Source organism: Geodermatophilus sp. SYSU D00703 (assembly GCF_054050155.1).
This window is the reverse complement of sequence record NZ_JBJGYU010000038.1, coordinates 25,055-44,291: the sequence shown is the minus strand read 5'-3', so window position 1 is coordinate 44,291 and position 19,237 is coordinate 25,055. Positions and strand designations below refer to the sequence as shown.

The window sequence follows — 19,237 nt, the reverse complement described above, 5'->3', positions numbered from 1 at the left end:
ATTAATGCCGAGGCGCTTCCAACCCCCGTCGCCCGGGCCGACACGGACCCCGGCACCGTGCGCACCGGCGCCGTGGAGCTGGGGGGGCGGGCGGCAAGCGCGCGGGCCGACCTGCGCGGGCTGGTGTTCGAGCTGCGCCCGCTGGACCTGGCGGAGAACGGCCTGGTCGAGGCGGTCACCGCGCACGCCGCCGGCGTCGAGGCGCGCACCGGGCTGGTGGTCGACGTCGACGCACCCGACGACCCCGACCTCGACGTCGACGTGGAGGTGCAGGAGGACCTCTACCGGATCGTCCAGGAGGCGCTGCACAACGTCGTGAAGCACGCGCACGCCACCGAGGCCGTGGTGCGCATCCGCCGGCCGGCGACCGGCGGCGGGCTGGTGGTCGAGGTGACCGACGACGGGACCGGCGCGCTGCCCGACCGGGGGCCGGGGGAGCCGGCGCCGGGCTCGGGCAGGCTGGGGCTGGTGTCGATGCGCGAGCGCGCCGAGCGCTGGGGCGGGCGGCTGGTCGCCGGGCCCCGCCCGTTCGGCGGCTGGCGCGTGGACGTGACGCTGCCCGCGCCGGGCGGTGAGGGGAGGAGCCGATGAGCACCGGACCGACCGACGCCGCGCCGTCGACCGGGCAGATCGGCGTCCTGCTGGTCGACGACCACGCGATCGTCCGCCGGGGCGTGCAGGCGTACGTGGCGGGCGTGCCCAGCCTGCAGGTGCTGGGCGAGGCCGGGGACGGCCAGCAGGCGGTCGAGCTGCTGCGCCAGTGGGAGACCACCGGCCGGCCGCTGCCCGACGTCGTCCTCATGGACCTGCAGATGCCGCGCATGGACGGCGTCGCGGCGACCGCCGCGATCGTGGGGGCGCACCCGCAGGTGAAGGTGGTCGTGCTCACCAGCTTCGGGGAGGTCGAGCGGGTGCACGCCGCCCTGGCCGCGGGCGCCGCCGGCTACGTGCTCAAGGACGCCGACCCCGCCGAGGTGGCCACCGCGATCACCGCCGCCGCCGCCGGCGAGGTGCACCTGGACGCCGCCGTCGCCCGCCAGCTGGCCCGCCGGATGGCCGCGCCGCAGGCCGGCCTGACCTCGCTCACCGCCCGCGAGCGGGAGATCCTCGCCCTCGTGGCGCAGGGCCACTCCAACCGCGACATCGCCGACCGGCTGGTGATCAGCGAGCGCACCGCCCGCACCCACGTCAGCAACGTGCTGAGCAAGCTGCAGCTGTCCAGCCGCACCCAGGCGGCGCTGCTGGCCATCCGCGAGGGGCTCATCGCACCGCCGGCCTGAGCCCGGGCCCGCCGGCGCCTACGACGGATGACGTAGTCGGGGCGGGCCGTCCCGGCCGTTCCGGTGCCGACGCAGCGCCGATCCGCGCAGGTCGGTCGCTCCATACGGTGGACGTGAGCGTGGTCACCCGGCTGCGCCGAGCCCGCCGGAGTCGTTGGAGGCCGATCTCGTGACGTCCGTCCTCGAGCGGAGCGCACCCACCCGGACGTCGTCGGACCGGACCGCCGAGGTGGTCGTCGCGGGCCCCGGCGCGCTGCACGTCGAGCGGTCCACCGCCGCCCCGGTCGTCGCCGACGGCACGGACACCGCGGTCGAGGTGGTCCTCCAGCGGACGACGACGAGCGCGCGGCGGGCGACGTGATGATGATCTGTGTGTCGCGTTGTCGTGGGCCGCGCCTCGTGCTCGAGCTCTGACCCTCCCCACCCGGCCGGCCAGGCCGGGAACCGAACCGAGACACCCACCGAGGAGTACCCGTGGCAGCCAACCCCATCGTCATGAACGGCTGGTACATCGGCGCCTGGTCCGACGAGGTCGGCCGCACGCTCATGCAGCGGTGGATCTGCGGCCGGCCGGTGTGCTTCTACCGGCTGTCGGACGGCAGCGCCAACGCGATCGAGGACCGCTGCCCGCACCGCCGCTACCCGCTGTCGCTGGGCCGGCTGGACGACGACGTCATCACCTGCAACTACCACGGCTACAAGATCGACGGCTCGGGCCAGTGCGTCGGCGTCGCCGAGCAGCCGGACATGCCCAAGGGCGCCACGGTGCACCGCTTCCCGGTCGTCGAGCGCTACGGCATCGTCTGGATCTGGCCGGGTGACGCGGACGAGGCGGACCCGGACGACATCCCGGACGTCTCGTGGCTCGAGGACCCGAACTGGACCCACGTGCAGGGCTCGGTCGGGCTGAAGGGCCGCCAGGTGCTGCTCGTGGAGAACCTGCTCGACCTGACCCACGAGACGTTCCTGCACCCGACGTCGATCGGCAACGCCGCGGTCGCCGCCACCCCGATCGACGTGATCGGCGAGGGCAACAAGGTGTCCTTCGTCCGGCACATGATCGACATCGAGGCCCCGCCCTTCTACCAGTCCTCGATGGGCGTGACCACGAACATCGACCGCTGGCAGGACGGCGACTTCTACGCGCCGGGCATCTTCATCCTCAACATCCGGATCGCCCCGACCGGCACCGAGGAGCCCGAGGGCTTCCACATGAAGGTCATCTACGGCATGACGCCGGAGACCGAGACCACCACGCACGACTTCTTCGCCCTGGGTCGCGACTACAAGATCGACGACCAGGAGCTGTCGGAGTTCCAGCTCAAGCAGCAGCTGGCGGTCATGAAGGAGGACGTCGACGCCCTGGAGATCCAGGAGAAGATGGTCGCCACCGACCCGGGGATGATCGAGTCCTCGATCCGCTCCGACGTCGCCGGCATCCGCGGCCGCCGCCTGCTGGAGAAGATGGCCAAGGCCGAGGCGGCCGCCCGCGGCGAGGCCCCGGCCCGCCCGGCGCGCCCCGTGCGCCCGGCCGCCGCCCAGCCCGCCGCCGCGCAGCCCGCCGCGGCGCAGCCGGCCGGCCAGGCCTGAGAGGCTGAGACCGTGGCGACCTTCGTCCTCGTCCACGGGGCCTGGCACGGCGGCTGGTGCTGGGACCGCGTGGCCCCGCTGCTGCGCGCCGCCGGCCACGAGGTGCACGCCCCCACGCTGACCGGGCTGTCCGAGCGCGCACACCTGCTGTCCCCGCTGGTGGGCCTGGACACCCACGTGGAGGACGTCGTCCGGCTGATCGACACCTTCGGCCTGCGCGACGTCGTCCTGGTGGGACACAGCTACGCCGGGCAGGTCGTCACCGCGGTCGCCGACCGGCGGCCCGACGCGATCGCCCGGCGGGTCTACCTCGACGCCTTCGTCGGCTCCGACGGCGAGGCCGCGCGGGACCTGCTGCCCGAGCAGGTGGAGCACCACTGGGCCGAGTCGGCGGCCGAGCAGGGCTTCGGCTGGCTGGTGCCGGTGCGCAAGCTGTCGGTCCTCGGCGTCACTGAGCAGGCCGACGTCGACTGGCTGACGCCGAAGCTCACGCCGCACCCGTGGAAGACCTACCTGGACCGGCTCGACCTCACCGGCGCCGTCGACGCGGTGCCGGCCGCGTTCGTCGAGTGCGTGACCTGGATGCGGGTCTTCCAGGCCCAGGCCGAGCGGGCGCGCGAGCGCGGCTGGCCGGTGCACGAGCTCGACACCGGTCACGAGGCGATGGTCACCGCCCCCAAGGCGCTGTCCGACGTCCTGCTCCAGCTCGCCCGCTGACCCCCGATCCGACAGGAGACCACCGTGGAGTTCCTCGTCCGCTCCGAGAACCGCCTGCCCGCCGAGACCCCGGCCGAGCGGCGGGAGGAGCTGCGGACCGCCGAGCGGGCGCGCGCCATGGAGCTGCGGGCCGCGGGCGTGCTCAAGCGGCTGTGGCGGGTGCCCGGGCGCAACGCCACCATCGGCCTGTACGAGGCCCCCGACGCCGCGGCCCTGCACGACGCCCTGGTGTCCCTGCCCATGTCCCCGTGGCTCGACGTCCACGTCGAGCCGCTGGCCCAGCACCCGCAGGAGCGGGCATGACCACCTCCACGCCCGCCGGGCAGCAGCTGCGGATCACGTTCCGCCAGTTCGACGGTGAGATGCTCGGGACCTGCTGGTGCGGCCGCACCCGTCACAGCGCGCACCCACGCCAGCTGTGGGAGTGGCTCGACGACCACGAGCACCTCACGGGCGAGGAACGGAAGGGCACCGATGAGCACTGACACCCCGGCCGGCAGGTTCGACCTGCCGGGGACGCCGGTCTTCGACGGGCAGACCAGCCGGCGCGGCTTCCGCATGAACAAGCTGTTCATGAGCCTGCGCTCGGCGGAGGCGCGGGAGCGGTTCCTGACCGACGAGGCCGCCTACTGCGACGAGTTCAAGCTGACCCCGGAGCAGAAGCAGGCCGTCCTCGACCGGAACTGGCAGGCGATGATCGACCTGGGCGGCAGCATCTTCTACGTCTACAAGCTGGCGATGATGGACGGCCGGTCGATGCAGTACCTCGGTGGTGTCTTCAGCGGCATGACCGAGGAGGAGTTCGTGGCGGCGATGCGGGCAGGAGGACGGCGTGGCTGAGGTGATCTGGGGTCTGGCGACCTCGCACGTCCCCTCCATCGGGGCGGCGATGGACCGCGGCAAGACCGAGGACCCCAACTGGAAGGGCCTGTTCGACGGCTACGCCCCGGCGCGGGAGTGGCTCAAGGAGCACCGGCCCGACGTGGCGATCGTCGTCTACAACGACCACGCCAACGGCATCGACCTCGACATCGTCCCGACGTTCGGCATCGGCACCGCCGAGCGGTACGAGGTGGCCGACGAGGGCTTCGGCAAGCGCCCGGTGCCCGACGTCGTCGGGCACCCGGAGCTGTCGCTGCACCTGCTCGAGAGCCTGGTGGACGACGGCTTCGACCTCACCGTCTTCCAGGAGCTCGACGTCGACCACGGGTTCACCGTGCCCCTGTCTGTCTGGACGCCGGACCCGGGCGAGGCCTGGCCGTGCCCGGTGATCCCGCTGCTGGTCAACGTCATCCAGTACCCGCAGCCCACCGCGGCTCGGTGCTACGCCCTGGGCCAGGCCCTCGGGCGGGCCATCCGCAGCTACCCCGAGGACGTCAAGGTGGCGATCCTGGGCACCGGGGGGATGTCCCACCAGTTGGCGGGGGCGCGGGCCGGGTACATCAACCCCGAGTTCGACCACATGTTCCTCGAGGCCATCGAGAAGGACCCGGCGAAGCTGACGCAGCTCTCCCGCGAGGACTACATCCGCGAGGCCGGTTCCGAGGGCATCGAGATGATCATGTGGCTGATCATGCGCGGCGCGATGAACGAGCAGGTCACGAAGGTGCACTCGCACTACTTCGTGCCGGCGTCCAACACCGCCGCCGCGATCGCGCTGTTCGACAACCGGGTGCCCCAGCCCGCCTGACAGAGGCCCCCCTGCCCCCCACCGCTCGCAGGCTCGCGGCGGGCCCTGCAGGGGGGCCGCCGTCCCATGGTGGGCCCCTGGACGGGGCCGTGCGAGGAACGGGCCGTGCCACCCCTGCTCCGGGGCGGCACGGCCCGTTCCGTCGTCTCAGGGGGCGGTCACCAGTCGACGCCGGCCCGCTCGCTGCCGGTGCGGACCAGCCCGCCCCGGTCCACCCGGTAGGTGTTCATGACGGTCAGCCGCGGGCTGTAGACGTGCACGCTGACCGCCGGTTCGTGGGCGGCATTGGTCACCCGGTGCACGTGGTGCGGACCGAACGGGCGCACCCGCCCGGCAGCGAGCTGCCGGGCCTCCGGCAGCGCCCCGACCTCCTCCGACAGCGTGCCGCGGACGACGGCGAAGGCCCCGGAGGAGCCGCCGTGGTCGTGCAGGTCGGTGCCCTGGCCGGGCAGCCAGGACAGCAGCCACACCTGGGCCCCGGCGAGGTCGGCGTGCAGGTCGAGGTCGAGGGCGTCGGCGGCCAGCCCGGGGTCGAGCAGGTGGGTCCAGCGGTGCTCGGCGCGGAACTCCACCAGCGGGGACCAGCGGTGCTCGACCGCGGCGAGGGCGGCGGCCAGCGCGGCCGCGCCGGTGCGGCGGACGGTCGGGTCGATGGGCAGGGCAGGGGACAGCAGGGAACGGGTCATGACGGGGTCCTTCGCGGGCTGAGGGGGAGTGGCGCGGTCGTCAGTGACGGCGACATCGCGCGCTGGCCACCCGCAGCAGGTCCACGGCGGCGCGCCGGGTGAGCCGCGTCCGGGACGGCGTCACGCCGGGCCCCGCCGGATGGGGCGGGCGGCCGCGACCTGCGGCCGCGCGGCGGCCAGCCAGACGTCCAGCGGCGCGGGGTCGTCCCACGTCCTGTCGAGCAGGTACAGCCCGCGAGTGGGCGCGGTGGCGCCGAGCTCGACCAGCACCGGCTTGAGCAACAGCTCGGGAGCCAGCGCGTGCGCCGGCCCGCCGCCCAGCATGAGCGGGACCGCCACGACCCCGGCGAGGTCGCCGGTGCCGATCTGGTCGAGGAACAGCTCGAGCAGGCCGGTGTAGGTGGCCTTGTAGGTGGGGCTGGCGACGACGGCGACCTCGGCCGCCCGCACCGCGGCGACGGCCTCCTCGACGGCGGGGTCGCCCCAGCCGAGCAGCCCGGCGCCGAGATCGACGACGTCGACGACCCGGTCGGCCGGGGCGCCGGTCAGCCGCTCGACGACCAGCTCGGCCGCGGCGCGGGTCCGGGAGTGCGGCTTGGGGTTGCCGACGACGGCGACGGTGGTCATCGGGCGGGTCCGTCGTCGGCGGCGGTGCCCGGGAGCTGGATCGGCACGGGGGTCCTCGCAGGAGAGGGGTGGCCGCGCGGGACGGGCGGCCGGGAAGAGGGACGCGGGGCGGCGTCAGCGACAGCGGGCGGACCAGACGCGGCCGAGGTCCACGTGCACCCGCCGGACCAGCCGCGGCGCGGCGGCGGTCGAGGCGGCGAGGGCGGACACGGGTGTATCTCTACCATCTCGATCGGGTTTGACGGGATACCGGGGGTCGTGCCACGCTCCCCGGCAGGTCATGAGTGCCAGCGACAAGCCCCGGCTCGCTGGCCGGCAACCCTTCCTCCGCGATGGGGTGCCCCGGGTGACGACCAGGCGGGTGCCGACCGGCCCCCGCAAGCGCGGACCCGCCAGTGGGTCCCCGAAACCGAGGAGCCTGCGTTGACCGGCGCCGTCCTGTCCCGTCCCGTCGTCCTGCCCGTCGCCCCGGAGCGGCCGTTGCTGCCGGTCGTCGGCGCGGGCACCGAGGTGCCGCTCGTGCCGTCCGGCCGCGCGCGCTACGCCGACCTCGACACCGCGGCGAGCACGCCGGCGCTGGTCGCGGTGGCCGACCGGGTGGCCGAGGCGCTGCCGCTGTACGCGAGCGTCCACCGGGGTGCGGGCTACCTGTCGCAGGTGTCGACGGCGCTCTACGAGTCGGCGCGGGACACCGTCGCCGTCTTCGTCGGCGCCCGCTCCGACGACGTGTGCGTGCTGACGCGGAACACCACCGACGCGCTCAACCTCCTCGCAGGGTGCGTGCCACCGGGAGAGCTGGTGCTGGTGCTCGACTGCGAGCACCACGCCGACCTGCTGCCGTGGCAGCGCCGCGCGACGACGACCGTGCTGCCCACCGGGCCGACGGTCCCGGCGACGCTGCGGGCGCTGGGCGCCGAGCTCGCCGCCCGGCGGTACGCCCTGGTCGCGGTCACCGGCGCCTCCAACGTCACGGGGGAGGCGCTGCCGCTGGCCGACGTCGTCGCGCTGGCGCACGCCGCCGGCGCCCGTGTGGCCGTCGACGGCGCCCAGCTGGTGCCGCACCGCCGGTTCTCCCTGGCCGCCACCGGTGCCGACTTCGTCGCGTTCTCCGGGCACAAGCTCTACGCCCCGTACGGCACCGGGGCCCTGGTCGGCCGCCGTGACTGGCTGGACGTCGCGCCGGCCCACCTCGCCGGCGGCGGGGCGGTTCACGCGGTGACCGTGACGGAGACGACCTGGGCCGCGGCGCCGCACCGGCACGAGGGCGGCTCGCCGAACGTGCTCGGCGCGGTGGCCCTGGCGGCCGCGTGCGAGGCCCTGGCCGCGCTGCCGGAGCAGGCCCTCGAGCGCCACGAGCAGGCGCTGCGGGCCCGGCTGGAGGCCGGCCTGGACGCGCTCCCCGGCGTCCGGCGGCTGCGGGTCTGGCCGGACTCGGTCGCCCCCACCGGCGTCGTGGGCTTCACCGTCGAGGGCGCCGACCCGGGGCTGGTGGCCGCCGTCCTCTCGGCCGAGCACGGCGTCGGCGTCCGGGACGGCCGGTTCTGCGCGCACCCGCTGCTCGCACGGCTCGGCGCAGGCGACGGGGCGCTGCGGGCCAGCGTCGGCGTGGCCACCACCGCCGCCGACGTCGACCGGCTGCTCGACGGCCTGGCGGCGTTCCTCGCCGACGGGCCGGGGACCGGGTACGTCGTGCGGGACGGTCGCTGGCAGCCGGCCGACGACCCGCGGCCGCTGCCCGGGCCGGCCGGCGCCGACCTGCGGGCGGTCGCGCGCGGCGCCGGCTGCGGCCCGGCGGGGCGCTGACCGTGTCAGCCCGGGAGCAGCACCGTGCGCAACTCGTGGGCGCCGTCGGCCCGCGTCGCCTCGTAGAACCAGCGGACGCCGCCCGGCACGACCACCATGTCGACGTAGCGCAGACCGCCCGGCGGGTGCGGGCTCTGCAGCAGCGGGCCGCCGGGGGCGGCGGTGAAGCGGCCGCCGCCGTCCCCCCAGCCGTCGGCCACCGCGAGGCCGGTGCGCTCCTCCCAGTTCTCCTCCGCCGTCCCCCGGCCGTCGTAGAGCGCCCAGGACCCGGCGCCGTCGAGGAGAACGGCGGCGAACCGCACCCCGCGGGCGTCCCAGGTGCCGGGGGTGCCGGCCAGCGCGGTGCCGCGCCAGGTCCAGGTGACGCCGTCGTCGCTGGTGGCGTGCTCGGTGGTCATCCGGTCGGTGGCGTCCGGGTCGTCGAGCGGGTGCACGCTGGCCCACAGGTGCCACCGCCGCCCGTCGTGCCGGACCACCGGGTCCTTGACCGCCTCGGCGTCGCTGCCCGGGAGCACCGTGCGCGGGGTCGCCGTCCCCAGGCCCTCGACGGTGTCGGCCTCCAGCAGGTCGACCCGCCAGTGCTTGCTGCCGGGCGTCGCGCAGCTGACGTAGAGCCGCCAGCGGCCCTCGGGGGTGTGCACCAGCGCCGGGCGCTCGAGCGACTCGGCGCCGAACGCGTCCTTGCCGATCCCCACGACCGGGGTGAACCGCACGCCGTCGTCCGAGCGGGCGACGACGTTGGCGAAGCCGCGGCCCTCGCCGAGCGGCCGCCGCAGCCGGTAGGCCAGCCACCACGTCCCGTCGACCAGCTGCGCCGACGGCCCGCCGGCCCACGAGCCCGGGCGCGGGTCCTCGGGGGGCAGCACCACCTCGGCGTCGGCCCAGAACCGGTGCGGGTCGGGGTGGCGGGCGGGATTCTCGGGCACGCGGCGGCTCCGGTCTCGGGCGACGGGGACGGCGCCCAGTGTGCACACCGATCCAGGAAGGGGTCCGCATGAGCGGCCGACTGCCGCAGTTCGTCATCGCCGGCGCGCCCAAGGCGGGGACGACGGCCCTGCACGCCGCGCTGGCCACGCACCCGGGGTTGTACCTCTCCCCGGTCAAGGAGCCCAAGTACTACCTGACCGACGGCCGGCCCCCGCCGCGCAGCGGGCAGCGCGGTCCCGGCGACGCGCACAGTGCGCAGGAGTGGATCTGGCGGCGGGAGCAGTACCTCGCGCTGTTCGCCGCCGCCCCGGAGGACGCCGTCCGCGGCGAGAGCACGCCGTTCTACCTCTACGACCGCGGCGCGCAGCAACGCCTGGCCGCCGACGTGCCCGACGTCAAGGTGGTGGTGGTCGTCCGCGACCCGGTGGACCGCGCCTGGTCCAACTGGGTGCACCTGCGGGCCGACGGGCTGGAGCCGGTGGCCGACTTCCTCGCCGCCGTCCGGGCCGAGCAGCAGCGGATCGCCGAGGGCTTCGCGCCGTTCTGGCACTACCGCGGCCTGGGCCGCTACGGCGAGCAGCTGCGCGACCTGTACCGCTGCGTGCCCCGCGAGCAGGTGTTCCTGCTGCGCTACCGGCAGCTGGTCGACACCCCGCGGGAGACGCTGGACCGGGTCAGCACCTTCCTCGGTGTCGAGCCCGGCGTCGCGCACACGGTGGCCCCGGAGAACGTCAAGCCCCACGTGGCCGACACCCCGCGGTACCGCGCGCTGTCGCGGGTCGTGCGCGCCGGGGCGGCACTGGGCGCCTACGCGCCGCCGCAGGTGTGGCGCCAGGCCAGCCGCCCGCTCGTCGCGGCGCTGCACGCCGGGCGGGCCCCGCGGCCGGCGATGCCGGTCGAGGTCCGCCGCGAGGTGCTCGCCCCGCTGCTCGACGACATCGCCCTGCTCGAGGAGCTCACCGGCGAGTCCTTCGCCGACTGGAAGGGCGACACCGGCCGCGGCGACTTCCGGTCCCGCTCCGCCGGCTCGGCCCAGACCTGACCTGACCTGACCCAGGAGAGGAACCCCCATGACCGTCACCGACGACCTCGTCGCCAACGACGCCCGCTACGCCGAGACCTTCGCCGGTCCGCTGCCGCTGCCGCCCGCCAAGCACGTCGCCGTCGTCGCCTGCATGGACGCCCGGCTCGACGTCCACCGCGCCCTGGGCCTGGCCGAGGGGGAGGCGCACGTCATCCGCAACGCCGGCGGCGTCGTCACCGACGACGAGATCCGCTCGCTGGCGTTCAGCCAGCGGCTGCTCGGCACGCGGGAGATCGTGCCCGTCCACCACACCGAGTGCGGGATGCTGACCTCCACCGACGAGGACTTCCGCGCGTCGATCGAGCAGGAGGTGGGCACCCGGCCGCACTGGCACTCCGAGGCGTTCCCCGAGCTGGAGGAGGACGTCCGGGCCCAGCGGCAGCGGGTCCTCGACAGCCCGTTCATCCCGGGACAGGACAGCGTCCGCGGCTTCGTCTTCGACGTGGCCACCGGGCAGCTCTCCGAGGTGCACCGACCATGACCACCGTCTCCACCCCCGCCGTCCCCGGCACCGACGACTTCGCCCGCGACTGGGCCGACTGGCACCGCCGGCACGAGGCCGTCCGCGCCGATCCGCACGGGTTCCTCGCCGTCACCGGGCTGCACTGGCTGACCGGCGACCCGCAGCGGTTCCCCGGAGTGCCCGGTGCGTGGTCGACCGGCCCGCGCGGCGTCGTGGTGAGCCTCGACGACGGCGAGGAGCTGTCGGTCGACGGCATGCCGGTGACCGGGGAGCACGTCTTCGGCCACGTCCCCGAGCGCGGCGGGGTGCTCGCCACCTCCGGCGACCTGGTCGTGGAGGTCGCCCGCCGGGGCGGGCACGACGTCGTCCGGCCGCGGCACCCCGACCACCCCCTGCGCACCCGGTACGCCGGGACGCCGGCGTTCCCGCCGGACCCCCGCTGGGTCGCCTCCGGCCGGTTCGTGCCGTTCGCCGCGCCACGGCCCACCACCGTCGGGGCGGCCGTGGCGGGCCTCGAGCACGTGTACGACGCCCCCGGCGTGGTCGAGTTCGCGCTGGCCGGACGGTCGCTGTCGCTGACCGCGTTCAACGGCAAGGACCCCGGCAGCCTGGTCGTCCTGTTCACCGCCTCGACCTCCGGCGCAACGACCTACGCCGCCAACCGGTCGCTCGCGCTGGGCGTGCCGGACGCCGACGGGCGCGTCGTCCTCGACTTCAACCGGGCGGTCAACCTGCCCTGCGCCTACACCGACTTCGCGACCTGCCCGCTGCCCCCTCCGGAGAACCGGCTGCCCGTGGCGGTCGAGGCCGGCGAGCAGATCCCGCTCGAGCGCCGGGCATGAGCGTGCCCGCCCGCCTCCACCTGGCCGTGGCCCTGGACGGCGCCGGCTGGCACCCGGCGGCCTGGCGCGAGCCGGACGCGCGCCCGGCCGAGCTGTTCACGGCCGGCTACTGGGTCGACCTCGTGCAGGAGGCCCAGCGTGGGCTGCTGGACCTGGTCACCTTCGAGGACGCCCTCTCGCTGCAGTCCGCCGACCGCGAGGGACCCGACGAGCGGACCGACCAGGTCCGCGGCCCGCTCGACGCCGTGCAGGTCGCCGCGCGGGTCGCGCCGGTCACCGAGGGCATCGGGCTGGTGCCGACGGCCGTCGTCACGCACACCGAGCCGTTCCACCTGTCCAAGGCGATCGCCACCCTGGACTTCGTGAGCGGCGGCCGGGCCGGGGTCCGGGTGCGCGTCTCCTCGAGCCGGGCCGAGGCCGCGCACTTCGGCCGGCGCACCCTGCCGGAGCTGCGCAGCTCCGACCGGCACGACCCCGCAGTCCAGGCGGCGCTGCGGGACCTGTTCGACGAGGCCGCCGACTGGGTCGAGGTGGTCCGCCGGCTGTGGGACAGCTGGGAGGACGACGCCGAGATCCGGGACGCCGCCACCGGCCGCTTCGTCGACCGGGAGAAGCTGCACTACATCGACTTCACCGGCCGCTGGTTCTCGGTGAAGGGGCCGTCGATCACCCCGCGGCCGCCGCAGGGCCAGCCGGTCGTCTCCGCACTGGCCCACCAGACGATCCCGTACGAGCTCGTGGCCGGCAGCGCCGACGTCGGGTACGTGACCCCGGGGGACGCCGTGGACGCCGCGGCGATCGTCGGCGAGATCCGCGCGGCGCAGGTCGCGGCCGGCCGGGCCGAGGAGACCGTGCACGTGTTCGGCGACCTCGTGGTGTTCCTCGACGCGACGGCGGAGGCGGCGGCCGCCCGCCGGCGGCGGCTGGACGACACCGCGGGCAGCGAGTACGTCTGCGACGCGCGGGTGTTCGCCGGGACACCGGCCGAGCTGGCCGACCTGCTGACCGAGTGGTCGGACGCCGGGCTGACCGGCTTCCGGCTGCGGCCGGCGACGCTGCCGCACGACCTGGTCCAGGTCACCGGGGGCCTGGTGCCGGAGCTGCAGCGGCGCGGCCTGTTCCGCACCACCTACGAGGCGACCACGCTGCGCGGCCTGCTGGGCCTGCCCCGCCCCGCCAACCGCTACGCCCCGGTCCGAGGAGACCAGCGATGATCAAGCAGATCCACCTGGCGGCGCACTTCCCGGGGGTCAACAACACCACCGTATGGAGCGACCCGGCCGCCGGCAGCCACATCGAGTTCTCGTCGTTCGTCCGGTTCGCGCAGGCCGCCGAGCGGGGGAGGTTCGACTTCCTGTTCCTGGCCGAGGGCCTGCGGCTGCGCGAGCAGAACGGCCTCATCTACGACCTCGACGTCGTCGGCCGGCCGGACACCTTCACCGTGCTGGCCGCCCTGGCCGCGGTGACCGACCGGCTGGGGCTCACCGGGACGATCAACTCGACGTTCAACGAGCCCTACGAGGTGGCCCGCCAGTTCGCCACCCTCGACCACCTCTCCGGCGGCCGGGCCGCCTGGAACCTGGTCACCTCCTGGGACGCCTTCACCGGCGAGAACTTCCGGCGCGGCGGGTTCCTGCCGCAGGACCAGCGCTACGAGCGGGCCCGCACGTTCCTGCAGACGGTGCTGGAGCTGGTCGACACCTGGCGGGGCGACGAGGTGGTCGCGGACAAGGAGCGCGGGGTCTTCCTGGGTGACCCGCAGGCCGGCCGGTTCGCCCACCGGGACGCGCACTTCGACATCGCCGGGCGCTTCGACGTCCCGCGGAGCCCCCAGGCCCGGCCGGTCGTCTTCCAGGCCGGCGACTCCAAGGAGGGCCGGGAGTTCGCCGCGTCGAGTGCGGACGCCATCTTCAGCCGGCACAGCACGAAGGAGGCGGGCCAGGCGTTCTACGCCGACGTCAAGGGCCGGCTCGCCAGGTACGGCCGCACCCACGACTCCCTGCTCATCCTGCCGGCGGCCACCTTCGTCATCGGGGACACCGACGCCGAGGCCGCGGAGCTGGCGCACGAGGTACGACGGCAGCAGGTGTCCGGGCAGACGGCGATCCGGTTCCTCGAGCAGGTGTGGAACCGCGACCTGTCCGACCACGACCCCGACGGGCCGCTGCCGGACGTCGACCCGCTGGTGGGGGAGGACCACGTGGCCAAGGGCCGGGCGCAGGTGCGCGCGTACCGCGACCCGCTGGCCACCGCGCGGCAGTGGCGGGAGCTGGCCGCGGAGAAGGGCTACTCGATCCGGGAGCTGATGATCGAGGTGCAGAGCCGCCAGTCGTTCATCGGCAGCCCGTCGACGGTCGCCGCGACCATCGACGACCTGGTGCAGTCCGACGCCGCGGACGGGTACATCCTCGTCCCGCACATCACCCCCGGCGGGCTGGACCCGTTCGTCGACCGCGTGGTGCCGCTGCTGCAGGAGCGCGGGGTCTTCCGGACCGACTACGCGGGGACGACGCTGCGCGACCACCTCGGCCTGCCGCCGGTGCCCCCGCGCCCCCGCTGAGGATGCTGCCGCGGTCGTTGCGGCTGCGCGTGTGATCGAGGAGGGTGTCCCGCGCGACCGGACGAGGGGGCGCGCGATGGCGACCACCGGAGCGGGCGACGGCCCGGGCTTCCCCGGGGTCGGGCGCGTGGCGGTCAACGGGGTGCCGCTGGCCTGTCGGGAGCTGGGGCAGGGCGAGCCGGTCGTCCTCGTGCACGGCGGGATCAGTGACCTGCGGTCCTGGTCACGGCAGCTGGGACCGGTCGCCGCGCGGTACCGGGTGATCGCCTACAGCCGCCGGTTCGCCCGGCCCAACGCCGACGTCCCGTCGGGCGCCGCCGACCCGATGCCCACCCACGTCGACGACCTGGTCGCCCTCCTCCGCGAGCTCGACGCGGCGCCGGCCCACCTGGTCGGCAACTCGTGGGGGGCGTTCATCTGCCTGCTCACCGCGATCCACCACCCGGACGCCGTCCGCAGCCTGGTCCTCGAGGAACCACCGCTGCTGCCCCTGGTGCTCGGCCCCGGCTCCCGCCCGCACCCCCGGGTGCTCGCGCGCAGCCTGTTCCGGCACCCGGGCGCCACGCTCGCGGTCCTGGCGTTCGGCCTGCGCACCTTCGCGCCGATGGCCTGGGCCCACCGGCGGGGGGATGCCGAGCGCGCCTGGCAGGTCTTCGCGCGCGGCGTGCTGGGCCGGGAGGCGTTCGGCAGGCTGACGGCCGACCGGCAGCAGCAGATGCGGGACAACGCGAGCACGCTGGCGGCCGCCCTGCGGGCCGGCTTCCCGCCGCTGCCCGAGTCCGCCGTCCGGGGTGTCCACGTGCCTGCCCTGCTGCTGACCGGCGCCCGGAGCCCCCGCGTCGTGCGGGCACTGAGCCGGTGGCTGGGGACCCTGCTGCCCCGGGCCGAGCAGTTGACGGTCCCGGGCGCCTCGCACCTCCTGCACGAGGACCAGCCGGAATTCGTCAACGACGCGATCCTGCGGTTCCTGGACCGGTGCCGGCCGGGCGACTGATGCCGTCCGGCCGGCACCGGCCCGAGGTCAGGAGCCCACCGCCGGGTTGACCACCGGCTCGTCGACGGCCTCGTCCGACAGACCCCACCGCTCCAGGGTCTGCGCGTCTGGTTGGTGCCGGACCCGACGGCCACGGTGAGGCCGGCGATGTCCTCGGCACCGGCGATCGACAGCCCGCTGCCGGGCTTCGCGGTGAACGCCATGACGCCCTCGCGGTAGGCGGCGAAGTCGAACAGCTGCAGCCGCTCGTTGTTGACGCCGACGTTGCTGAACACCGCCTCGAGGTCGCCGCTCTGCACGCCGAGCGGCCACTGCTCCCAGGCCACGTTCACCACCTCGAGCTCCAGGCCGAGGGAGTCGGCGACCGGCGAGGCGATGTCGACCTCGCTGCCGACGACGGTGCTGTTGTCGTCGGCCAGGAAGCCCAGCGGCGGCTCGCCGGTGCCGACGACGCCGACGGTCAGCTCCCCGTCCTCGGCGATGTCGGCCGGCACGAGCGCGGCGGCACCGGCGTCCTCGTCGGTGTGGACCCGGCCGGCCTGCTCGGGGCTGGTGTCCACCTCCAGGACCGAGGCGGTCCCGCCGGCCTCGGAGGTGGCCGCGGCGGTGTCGGCGCGCTGCCCGGCCTCGATCTCGGCGGAGCTGGTGCAGGCGGAGAGGAAGACGACGGTCGACAGGGTGAGGGCGGTCCGCAGGGGGAGCGCGGCCGGGCGGACGGCGCGGCCGCGGGTGCGGGTGCGGGTCATCGGGGTTCTCCTCGAGTCCTCGTTCAGGCGCCCAGGCCGGGCGGGTTGGTCTCGGACCGCTCGATCGCCTCGGCGCCCAGGCCCCAGCGGTCGAGGACCTGCTGGTAGCTGCCGTCCTCGATGGCGGAGTTCAGCGCGGCGGTGAAGGCCTCGGCCAGGCCGTTGCCCTTGGCCGTGGCGACGGCGATGCCGGCGGTGTCCGGCCAGCCGCCGTTGACCGTGCCGGCGACGGTGACGTCGTCCGGCGAGACCGCGGCGCTGTAGGCGGCGATGGCGTTCGGGCCGACGTAGGAGTCCAGCCGGCCGGACTGCAGGGCGAGGACGGCGTCGTTGTAGGACTCGTAGTAGTCGATGGTCACCGGCTCCAGGCCGGCGTCGGTGTTCTGCTGGTCCCAGGCGAGCAGGATCTGCTCCTGGTTGGTGCCCGAGCCCACGCCGACGGTGAGCCCGGCGATGTCCGCGGCCTCGTCGATCTGCAGGTCGCTGTCGGCCCGGACCAGCCAGCCGAGCTGGTCGACCCGGTAGGACGAGAAGTCGAACAGCTGCTTGCGCTCCTCGGTCACCGTGACGTTGGAGATGGTGGCGTCCACCTCGCCGGACTGGGTGGCCAGCGGCCAGTTGGACCAGTCGTTGACCACCAACTCCAGGTCCAGGTCCAGGTCGAGCGCGTCGGCGACGAGGGTGGCGATGTCGGTCTCGCTGCCGATCACGGTGGAGTTGTCGTCGGCGGAGAAGGCCGGTGGCACCGCGCCCTGGGTCACCGAGACCCGCAGCACGCCGTCGGCGAACGCGCCCTCGGGCAGCAGGGCGATCGCCTCCTCGCTGGGCGTGGTGTGGATGCGGTCCTGCTCCGGACCGGTGTCGACGGACAGGGCGGTGCGCTCCCCGCCCTCGTCGGCGCGGGCCTGCTCCTCGATCTCCGCGGAGCTGCTGCACGCCCCGAGCGCCAGCAGCGACACGGCGGCGAGGACGGGGACGAGGCGGGCTCGTCGGGTACGGGCGGTCACGGGCGTTCTCCTCGGGCAGGGCACGCGGGCGCGTGCCATCGACGGGCGGCGCGGGCTGCGCCTGGAAGGACCCCGTCCTCCTCACCGCTCGCGAACTCGCGGCCAGCCTCTGGACGGGGCCGGGTTGGGGCTACAGGACCTTGGCGAGGAAGGCGCGGGTCCGTTCGTGCCGCGGGGCGTCGAGCACCTGCTCGGGCGGGCCGGCCTCGACGATGCGGCCCTCGTCCATGAAGACCACCTGGTCGGCGGCCTTGCGGGCGAAGCCGACCTCGTGGGTGACCACGACCATCGTGGTGCCGTCGCGGGCGAGGTCCTCGATGACGCCGAGCACCTCGCCGACCAGCTCGGGGTCCAGCGCCGAGGTGGGCTCGTCGAACAGCAGCACGGCCGGCCGCATGGCCAGCGCGCGGGCGATGGCGACCCGCTGCTGCTGCCCGCCGGACAGCTGCCGGGGGTGGGCGCCGGCCCGGTCGGCCAGGCCCACGCGGGCGAGCAGCTCCCGGGCCTCGGCCTCCACCTCACCACGCCGGCGGCCCTGCGCCGACACCGGCGCCTCCACCACGTTCTCCAGCGCGGTCAGGTGAGGGAACAGGTTGAAGCTCTGGAAGACGAAGCCGAACCGGGTGCGCTGGCGCAGCAGGTCCTTCTCCGGCAGCTCGTGCAGCCGGTCGCCGTCCCGGTGGGAGCGGCGGCGGTACCCGACGACCTCGCCGTCGAGCGCCACGAAGCCGCGGTCGACCTTCTCCAGGTGGTTGATGCTGCGCAGCAGCGTCGACTTGCCCGAGCCCGACGGCCCGAGGACGACGGTGACGGTGCCCGGCTCGACGACCAGGTCGACGCCGTGCAGCACCTCGACCCCGCTGAAGGACTTGTGCACGCCGTGCACCTCGATGCGGCCGGGACGGACGGCGGGAGCGGCGGTCACCGGGACACCTCGCGGACGGGACGGACCCGGGCGAGGCCCGCGGTCAGGTTGGCGCGCAGCCGCTGCAGCGGCGTCGGCGGGAGGGTGCGGACGGCGCCGCGGGCGTAGTAGCGCTCGACGTGGTACTGGATCCCCGTGACCACGGTGGTCAGGACGACGTACCAGACCGCCGCGACGACGAGCATCGGCAGCACCCGCTGCGTGCGGCCGTAGATGACGCTCACCGTGTAGAACAGCTCGCCGAGGGCCAGCACGTAGACGATCGAGGTGCCCTTGAACAGGCCGATCACCTCGTTGACCGCCGTCGGGACGATCGAGCGCATCGCCTGCGGCAGCACGATCCGGGTGGTCTGCCGGCGCCGCGGGATGCCCAGCGACGCGGCCGCCTCCAGCTGGCCCTGGTCGACCGAGAGGATGCCGGCGCGGACGATCTCCGCGGAGTAGGCCGCCTGGTGCAGGCCAAGACCCAGGATCGCGGCGCCGAACTCGTCGATCAGCGAGAGCGTCTCGACGCTGGCGAACGACGGGCCGAACGGGATGCCGAGGTCCAGCGACTGGTACAGGTAGGCGAGGTTGTACCAGAGCAGCAGCTGCAGGATCAGCGGCACCGAGCGGAACACCCAGGTGTAGCCCCAGCTGACCGCCTGCAGCAGCGGCGAGCGGGACAGCCGCATGAGCGCCAGCACGGTGCCGAGGGCGAAGCCGAGGACGGCGGTGATGAGCGTCAGCTGGATCGTCGTCCAGACACCCCGGACGATCGACTCCTCGGTGAGGTAGGCGGCGACGACGTCCCACTCCCACCGGGGGTCGGTGACCAGCGAGTTGACCACCATCGCGAGCAGGACGGCGACGACGGCGGTGGCCACCCAGCGGCCGGGGTGCCGGGCCGGGACCACCTTCAGCTGGTCGTAGGGGGTCCCGGACGCCGGTGGCGCGGCGGTCTCCGGCGTCGGGGCGAGCGTCGTCATGACAGGTCTCCCAGGGGCTTCTGGAAGGCGTATCCGAGCTGGCCGGGGGGCAGCGTGCGGAGGGTGGCCAGGTCGGTGGGGCGGGGGACGGCGGGGTCGAACAGCGGCGTCCAGCCGGCGGCCAGGTAGAGCGCCTCGGCCTCGGGCTGGCGGAGGCCGGTGGTCAGGTACACGCGGGTGTAGCCCCGCGCGGCGGCGCGGGTCTCGAGCTCGGCGAGCACCCGGCGGGCCAGTCCGCGGCGGCGGTGCGCGGCGGCGGTCCACATCCGCTCGACCTCGGCGGTGCCCGCGTCGCCGTGCCGGCGGTAGGCGCCGCCGGCGACCGGGA

General features: G+C 74.8%; 23 protein-coding genes, 1 pseudogene and 1 riboswitch. Of the genes and pseudogenes, 16 read left to right on the top strand and 8 right to left on the bottom strand.

The features are described 5' to 3' along the window. From ACI782_RS22955 to ACI782_RS22915, 9 genes are all read left to right on the top strand, one after another. Positions 1-591 (top strand): sensor histidine kinase (locus tag ACI782_RS22955; protein ID WP_456912419.1); only part of this gene is annotated, 591 nt, incomplete at its 5' end. Continuing rightward, positions 588-1,280, top strand: coding sequence for a response regulator transcription factor (locus ACI782_RS22950; protein WP_456912418.1), 693 nt, complete (start codon positions 588-590; stop codon positions 1,278-1,280). The genes ACI782_RS22955 and ACI782_RS22950, both read left to right, overlap by 4 nt. Before the next feature lie 169 nt (positions 1,281-1,449). Further along, positions 1,450-1,641: a hypothetical protein gene (locus ACI782_RS22945; protein ID WP_456912417.1), complete on the top strand. Its 192-nt coding sequence runs from the start codon at positions 1,450-1,452 to the stop codon at positions 1,639-1,641. Between the two features lie 113 nt (positions 1,642-1,754). Further along, positions 1,755-2,870: a Rieske 2Fe-2S domain-containing protein gene (locus tag ACI782_RS22940; protein ID WP_456912416.1), complete on the top strand. Its 1,116-nt coding sequence runs from the start codon at positions 1,755-1,757 to the stop codon at positions 2,868-2,870. A gap of 12 nt (positions 2,871-2,882) precedes the next feature. Continuing rightward, positions 2,883-3,587: an alpha/beta hydrolase gene (locus ACI782_RS22935; protein WP_456912415.1), complete on the top strand. Its 705-nt coding sequence runs from the start codon at positions 2,883-2,885 to the stop codon at positions 3,585-3,587. A 24-nt stretch (positions 3,588-3,611) separates the two neighbouring features. Continuing rightward, positions 3,612-3,890 carry a muconolactone Delta-isomerase family protein gene (locus ACI782_RS22930; protein ID WP_456912414.1) on the top strand — a complete coding sequence of 93 codons (279 nt, stop codon included), beginning with the start codon at positions 3,612-3,614 and terminating at the stop codon, positions 3,888-3,890. Further along, complete coding sequence (locus ACI782_RS22925) at positions 3,887-4,072, top strand: hypothetical protein (protein WP_456912413.1); 186 nt, start codon at positions 3,887-3,889, stop codon at positions 4,070-4,072. The genes ACI782_RS22930 and ACI782_RS22925 overlap by 4 nt, the downstream gene beginning before the upstream one ends. After that, complete coding sequence (ligA, locus tag ACI782_RS22920; protein WP_456912412.1) at positions 4,062-4,427, top strand: protocatechuate 4,5-dioxygenase subunit alpha; 366 nt, start codon at positions 4,062-4,064, stop codon at positions 4,425-4,427. Before ACI782_RS22925 ends, ligA begins: the two co-directional genes overlap by 11 nt. Next, positions 4,420-5,277, top strand: coding sequence for a class III extradiol dioxygenase subunit beta (locus ACI782_RS22915; RefSeq protein ID WP_456912411.1), 858 nt, complete (start codon positions 4,420-4,422; stop codon positions 5,275-5,277). Before ligA ends, ACI782_RS22915 begins: the two co-directional genes overlap by 8 nt. Before the next feature lie 158 nt (positions 5,278-5,435). On the opposite strand, the gene ACI782_RS22910 is transcribed toward ACI782_RS22915, so the two are convergent. Continuing rightward, positions 5,436-5,963, bottom strand: coding sequence for a cysteine dioxygenase (locus tag ACI782_RS22910; RefSeq protein WP_456912410.1), 528 nt, complete (start codon positions 5,961-5,963; stop codon positions 5,436-5,438). A 120-nt stretch (positions 5,964-6,083) separates the two neighbouring features. Then, positions 6,084-6,590: an NAD(P)H-dependent oxidoreductase gene (locus ACI782_RS22905; protein WP_456912409.1), complete on the bottom strand. Its 507-nt coding sequence runs from the start codon at positions 6,588-6,590 to the stop codon at positions 6,084-6,086. A gap of 276 nt (positions 6,591-6,866) precedes the next feature. Continuing rightward, a riboswitch (SAM riboswitch) is annotated at positions 6,867-6,980 on the top strand. A gap of 33 nt (positions 6,981-7,013) precedes the next feature. On the opposite strand from ACI782_RS22905, the gene ACI782_RS22900 reads away from it, so the two are divergent. Continuing rightward, the gene (locus ACI782_RS22900; RefSeq protein WP_456912408.1) at positions 7,014-8,393 is read left to right on the top strand and encodes an aminotransferase class V-fold PLP-dependent enzyme; all 1,380 of its coding nucleotides are present in this window, start codon (positions 7,014-7,016) and stop codon (positions 8,391-8,393) included. Positions 8,394-8,398: 5 nt separating this feature from the next. On the opposite strand, the gene ACI782_RS22895 is transcribed toward ACI782_RS22900, so the two are convergent. Continuing rightward, entirely contained in the window at positions 8,399-9,319 is a 921-nt protein-coding gene (locus ACI782_RS22895; RefSeq protein ID WP_456912407.1) for a hypothetical protein, read from the bottom strand. A gap of 68 nt (positions 9,320-9,387) precedes the next feature. Here ACI782_RS22895 and ACI782_RS22890 point away from each other — a divergent pair, with 68 nt between their 5' ends. The 6 genes from ACI782_RS22890 (at position 9,388) to ACI782_RS22865 (ending at position 15,263) form a co-directional block, all read left to right on the top strand. After that, complete coding sequence (locus ACI782_RS22890) at positions 9,388-10,362, top strand: sulfotransferase (RefSeq protein WP_456912406.1); 975 nt, start codon at positions 9,388-9,390, stop codon at positions 10,360-10,362. A 28-nt stretch (positions 10,363-10,390) separates the two neighbouring features. Then, positions 10,391-10,885, top strand: a complete 495-nt coding sequence (locus tag ACI782_RS22885) for a beta-class carbonic anhydrase (RefSeq protein ID WP_456912405.1) — start codon at positions 10,391-10,393, stop codon at positions 10,883-10,885. Beyond that, positions 10,882-11,709: a DUF1684 domain-containing protein gene (locus ACI782_RS22880; protein WP_456912404.1), complete on the top strand. Its 828-nt coding sequence runs from the start codon at positions 10,882-10,884 to the stop codon at positions 11,707-11,709. The genes ACI782_RS22885 and ACI782_RS22880 overlap by 4 nt, the downstream gene beginning before the upstream one ends. Next, positions 11,706-12,923: an LLM class flavin-dependent oxidoreductase gene (locus tag ACI782_RS22875; RefSeq protein WP_456912403.1), complete on the top strand. Its 1,218-nt coding sequence runs from the start codon at positions 11,706-11,708 to the stop codon at positions 12,921-12,923. Before ACI782_RS22880 ends, ACI782_RS22875 begins: the two co-directional genes overlap by 4 nt. Next, a complete protein-coding gene (locus tag ACI782_RS22870; protein WP_456912402.1) occupies positions 12,920-14,269 on the top strand; it encodes an NtaA/DmoA family FMN-dependent monooxygenase in 1,350 nt (449 codons plus the stop codon). The genes ACI782_RS22875 and ACI782_RS22870 overlap by 4 nt, the downstream gene beginning before the upstream one ends. Positions 14,270-14,345: 76 nt before the next feature. Then, positions 14,346-15,263, top strand: a complete 918-nt coding sequence (locus ACI782_RS22865) for an alpha/beta fold hydrolase (protein WP_456912401.1) — start codon at positions 14,346-14,348, stop codon at positions 15,261-15,263. A gap of 116 nt (positions 15,264-15,379) precedes the next feature. On the opposite strand, the pseudogene ACI782_RS22860 reads toward ACI782_RS22865, so the two are convergent. From ACI782_RS22860 to ACI782_RS22840, 5 genes and pseudogenes are all read right to left on the bottom strand, one after another. Continuing rightward, positions 15,380-16,009, bottom strand: a pseudogene (locus tag ACI782_RS22860) (transporter substrate-binding domain-containing protein); the annotation flags it as partial. Between the two features lie 23 nt (positions 16,010-16,032). Beyond that, positions 16,033-17,016, bottom strand: coding sequence for a transporter substrate-binding domain-containing protein (locus tag ACI782_RS22855; RefSeq protein WP_456912400.1), 984 nt, complete (start codon positions 17,014-17,016; stop codon positions 16,033-16,035). Positions 17,017-17,146: 130 nt separating this feature from the next. Beyond that, positions 17,147-17,941 carry an amino acid ABC transporter ATP-binding protein gene (locus tag ACI782_RS22850; protein ID WP_456912399.1) on the bottom strand — a complete coding sequence of 265 codons (795 nt, stop codon included), beginning with the start codon at positions 17,939-17,941 and terminating at the stop codon, positions 17,147-17,149. After that, on the bottom strand, positions 17,938-18,909 hold the full coding sequence (locus ACI782_RS22845; protein ID WP_456912398.1) for an amino acid ABC transporter permease: 972 nt from the start codon (positions 18,907-18,909) through the stop codon (positions 17,938-17,940). Before ACI782_RS22845 ends, ACI782_RS22850 begins: the two co-directional genes overlap by 4 nt. Beyond that, the gene (locus tag ACI782_RS22840; RefSeq protein WP_456912397.1) at positions 18,906-19,175 is read right to left on the bottom strand and encodes a GNAT family N-acetyltransferase; all 270 of its coding nucleotides are present in this window, start codon (positions 19,173-19,175) and stop codon (positions 18,906-18,908) included. Before ACI782_RS22840 ends, ACI782_RS22845 begins: the two co-directional genes overlap by 4 nt. Positions 19,176-19,237 lie beyond the last annotated feature (62 nt).

Bases quoted from the DNA above. Each gene is read 5' to 3' on its own strand.
- ACI782_RS22950 (WP_456912418.1), top strand. From the start codon at position 588: ATGAGCACCGGACCGACCGACGCCGCGCCGTCGACCGGGCAGATCGGC.
- ACI782_RS22925 (WP_456912413.1), top strand. From the start codon at position 3,887: ATGACCACCTCCACGCCCGCCGGGCAGCAGCTGCGGATCACGTTCCGC.
- ligA (WP_456912412.1), top strand. From the start codon at position 4,062: ATGAGCACTGACACCCCGGCCGGCAGGTTCGACCTGCCGGGGACGCCG.
- ACI782_RS22910 (WP_456912410.1), bottom strand. From the start codon at position 5,963: ATGACCCGTTCCCTGCTGTCCCCTGCCCTGCCCATCGACCCGACCGTC.
- ACI782_RS22905 (WP_456912409.1), bottom strand. From the start codon at position 6,590: ATGACCACCGTCGCCGTCGTCGGCAACCCCAAGCCGCACTCCCGGACC.
- ACI782_RS22890 (WP_456912406.1), top strand. From the start codon at position 9,388: ATGAGCGGCCGACTGCCGCAGTTCGTCATCGCCGGCGCGCCCAAGGCG.
- ACI782_RS22885 (WP_456912405.1), top strand. From the start codon at position 10,391: ATGACCGTCACCGACGACCTCGTCGCCAACGACGCCCGCTACGCCGAG.
- ACI782_RS22880 (WP_456912404.1), top strand. From the start codon at position 10,882: ATGACCACCGTCTCCACCCCCGCCGTCCCCGGCACCGACGACTTCGCC.
- ACI782_RS22875 (WP_456912403.1), top strand. From the start codon at position 11,706: ATGAGCGTGCCCGCCCGCCTCCACCTGGCCGTGGCCCTGGACGGCGCC.
- ACI782_RS22870 (WP_456912402.1), top strand. From the start codon at position 12,920: ATGATCAAGCAGATCCACCTGGCGGCGCACTTCCCGGGGGTCAACAAC.
- ACI782_RS22865 (WP_456912401.1), top strand. From the start codon at position 14,346: ATGGCGACCACCGGAGCGGGCGACGGCCCGGGCTTCCCCGGGGTCGGG.
- ACI782_RS22845 (WP_456912398.1), bottom strand. From the start codon at position 18,909: ATGACGACGCTCGCCCCGACGCCGGAGACCGCCGCGCCACCGGCGTCC.
- ACI782_RS22840 (WP_456912397.1), bottom strand. From the start codon at position 19,175: ATGTGGACCGCCGCCGCGCACCGCCGCCGCGGACTGGCCCGCCGGGTG.